The sequence below is a fragment of the Victivallis sp. genome (genome assembly GCF_048170485.1).
Classification (GTDB): domain Bacteria; phylum Verrucomicrobiota; class Lentisphaeria; order Victivallales; family Victivallaceae; genus Victivallis.
This window is the reverse complement of sequence record NZ_DBEXAY010000275.1, coordinates 1-3554: the sequence shown is the minus strand read 5'-3', so window position 1 is coordinate 3554 and position 3554 is coordinate 1. Positions and strand designations below refer to the sequence as shown.

Annotated in this window: 3 protein-coding genes; all 3 read right to left on the bottom strand. The window is 58.7% G+C overall.

What is annotated here, in order from left to right; genetic code table 11:
• The coding region (locus ACMLHG_RS14190) for a hypothetical protein (RefSeq protein ID WP_417170916.1) at nt 1-330 on the bottom strand (330 nt) is incomplete at its 3' end.
• Nucleotides 331-438: 108 nt separating this feature from the next.
• Nucleotides 439-2478, bottom strand: a complete 2040-nt coding sequence (locus tag ACMLHG_RS14185) for a hypothetical protein (protein ID WP_417170915.1) — start codon at nt 2476-2478, stop codon at nt 439-441.
• Between the two features lie 144 nt (nt 2479-2622).
• The coding region (locus ACMLHG_RS14180; protein WP_417170914.1) for an AraC family transcriptional regulator at nt 2623-3554 on the bottom strand (932 nt) is incomplete at its 5' end.

Sequence of the window (3554 nt, the reverse complement as noted above, 5' to 3'; positions counted from 1 at the left end):
CCCGGGCAGGGATAACCGGAAATATCCCCAGAGGAGCAGTCCCGCCCAGAGAACAAAATAAAGCCAGCTGAGATATCTCTGAAATCCGCTCTGTTGAGAACGGAAAAACGTCAGCGTCATAACAAGATAGTAACAGAAGAGAACTGTGACGACGCCTGCCGCAATCCAGACGGCCGGCATGGTAAAGGTAACCCAGCCGATTCCGAGCAGGAAAATGAGAAGCGAGAAGAGGAGATAACTTCCGAGCAACAGTTGGGTGAGCGCGTAGAAGGCCCCCTGTGCCGGAGCGTCACGGAAAAAGAGCTTCTCCCACCACCCGTTCCACCGCATGGTCGGCCTCCTTTCGGGAATGTCCGCATCCTTTTATGAAATACTCTATCGTGCCAAACGGAAAAAGTCAAACCCTCCGGCGTTTCCCGGGGGGGCCGGAGCCGCTTCCTACGGTCGGAGCCGGAGGAGCGCCCGGACGTCGTCGCAGTGAGACCCGTCCGGGCGGAATCCGCCATCGTCGACGCCATCGGGGCCGACGCTCCACACCTGAATCGCCGGAATGGTACGGAGCTCCTTGTCGGCAATCCACTTCGAAGGGGCGTCCGTGAAGAAGCGTCCCTTCGGGGGCGGGGTGTCTCCCGCCTGTTTCAGAACTTCGACCTGCTGAACGCATTCACCCTTCCGGTAGAGCAGCGGTTTGCCGCTGAAGGGATCGAGCGGCAGGTCGGGAAGGCGTTCCGGCCAGTTGCCGTGCTTCCGGCGATAGAGTTCCGCCTGAATCAGCCCCCGCACCGCCCGGAACCGCGCTGTCAGCCGGTTGAATTTTGTCGCAATGCGCAGATAGGAGGGGATGAATACCGAGGCCAGAAGGTTGGGATGACGGATGGCCGGTGTCTTTTCGGACTGAGAGAGGTTCAGTAGACTGTAGAATTCTGCCAAGCCCGCCATCTCCCGCCGTAAGTACCACCAGAGTTGCGGAACGAAGTTGCGGAGTGCCCGGGGGGAGGCGTGCGAAGCACCGTCGACAGAGGAATATTCTCCGGACGTCCAGCCGTCGCAGGTGTCGAATATGAGAACGGCTTCACTGTATAACACCCGCTCCAGAAGAGGCGGAATCGCTTTTTCCTGTTCCGCCAGTTCGGCGGAGAGCCGGTGCAGCATCGATTCCGGGAGCTTGCCGGATTCCAGCAGCATCTCAATGCCGGAGAGACGGAGCTCTTCGCAAGCTGCCCACACCAGAGCGCTGATCAGAAAAGAATCCTGTTGCAGATACTGGTTGCCCTGCTTCATCCGTCGTTCGGCGGCGAGCGCTTCTTCTGATTGCCCGTCTGTGAGGGCAAAGTGGATCCTCCATAATTGAATCCGGTTGAATCTGCGGAGGCCGTTGAGTTCCTGCAGCAGGAGATGGACCAGTCTGCCGCGCCGGTATTGACGCGGCCGCGGCGGCAGCGGATTGGCAAATTGCGCTTCCCATTCCGTCAGCGCTCCGTTGTACTGTTTGAAACGCTTACGCCACTGCTTCATCCCGTCGGCGGAAATCTGCACCGAGGACGGAGTGGTGGCAAATGCGGAATAGTCTTTTTCCGGCGGAAACGGCGAGACTGCTTCCTGATTTTTCTCCCACCGTTCCCAGAAGGCGGCGTCCGGTTTGCGTCCGTTGAAGTAACACTCCGCCAGCGCCTCCGCCGTCAGCGGCCGTCCGAACCGTTTTTCCAGTTCGGCGATCCGGCGCGAAACCTCTTTCCCGGCGAAGCAGGTCAGAATGATGAAGAGAAGAAAAACCGCCACGCCAGTGCTCCACCAGAGGATCACACCTTTCCCGAAGAGGGAACTCTTCTTCACGCCGCTCAGGCGGGCGAAGAAGAGCGCGGTCAGCCAGTACCAGAGCGCGAGGATGAGCAGTCCCGCCGCTGTCCACACGCTCCAGCCCCACCCGGAGATGCCGAGAAAATCCAGATATTTCGGTATTGAAAGATCGCAGACAGTACTACCCAGGTCGTTGCCATGCCGGATGCCGGAGAAAAACGGCGGCAGCAGCATCAATGTGCCGATGCACCAGGCAAGGGCACTGCCGAAGGCCGGTTTCCACTGGCGGCCGCAGAAGAAGAGCGGCAGGACGCCGGTGAAGAAGAACGCGAAGAGCCACGTTGCCCATATCCCGGGCAGGGATAACCGGAAATATCCCCAGAGGAGCAGTCCCGCCCAGAGAACAAAATAAAGCCAGCTGAGATATCTCTGAAATCCGCTCTGTTGAGAGCGGAAAAACGTCAGCGTCATAACAAGATAGTAACAGAAGAGAACTGTGACGACGCCTGCCGCAATCCAGACGGCCGGCATGGTAATGGTAACCCAGCCGATTCCGAGCAGGAAAACGAAAAGCGAGAAGACGAGATAGCTCCCGAGCAGCAGCTGCGTGAGCGCATAGAAGGCCCCCTGCGCCGGGGCATCCGTGAAAAAGAGCCGTTTTCGTATCGCATTCCAATGCATAACCAGCGTCCTTTCCGGAGGGTGGATTCTCCTGTCGGATAAGATAGCCTGTCAATTGGGAATGTCAAGGCGGGGCTGTTCTGTTTGGAACGGTTTTCTCCCGCTGTTGCAGCAACTTGTGGAATGGGGCCGTGTGACTGAATTTTATGGTTGTTCCCGGTCGGCATATTGCCGGGGAGAGAGCCCGAACAGTTTCTTGAATTCGGTGGAAAAATGCAGTGCATTTCGATAGCCGACCTGCTCGGCGATCTGCTTGACCGGCATGCGATCGGTGGAGAGCAGCAGCTTGGCCGCGACCTGCATCCGGAGCCGGATCAAATACTGGTAGGGCGTCGCGTCGAAATGCTGTCGGCAAAGCCGGATGAAGTGGCTTTCGGAGAGCCGGCAGGCGGCGGCCATGTCGCCGACCGTGATCATGGGATCGGCTAGATGCTCCAGACAGAACCGTTCGAATCCGGCCAGTTGAGCCGGGGGGCGTTCCGGGAGGTGCGGCGCGCGCAGGAACTGGAAGAAGCGCCAGCTCAGCACGCCGTTCTTTCGTTCGGCCTCGCTGCCGTGTTCCAGGGAGAGCGTTTCGAAATCTCGGATGAAGCTTTCCAGAACGGCGACGTTGACCGAGGCGATCGCATCGATGGCGGCAAGCCCTGATTCCCGCAGGAGTTCCGGCAGAAGTTGCCCGTTGAACAGCAGAGAGATCTTCAGGCACGATCCATCGACCGCGAAGAACTCCCCGCGCCGCCTGGGGTGAAGCAGAAACAGCTCTCCGGCGGAGAGTTCGTACCCTCGTTCCTCCTGTCGGAACTGCAGAACTCCGCGCTGAACATACTCGACGGAGAGGTGGTCGACGTTTTCCGAACGGAAGTGGGCGCCGCGCAACAGTTCCGTCCGGTGGATTGAGCCGCAGTGGAGCAGTTCGCGGCCCGGCATTCCCGGATTGAGTGCCGCGACATGAAAGTTGCGACGCCTTTTTCGGTAGAAGAAACGATAGGTGTCATTCGATTCGATGAGCGGCGGAGCGTCGGAGTCGAAATTGTCGCAGGATTCCAGAATTCTCATGACGGAATGGGAAGATAAAA

Coding starts and splice junctions, on each gene's coding strand:
- ACMLHG_RS14185 (WP_417170915.1), bottom strand. CDS start 2,478: ATGCATTGGAATGCGATACGAAAACGGCTCTTTTTCACGGATGCCCCG.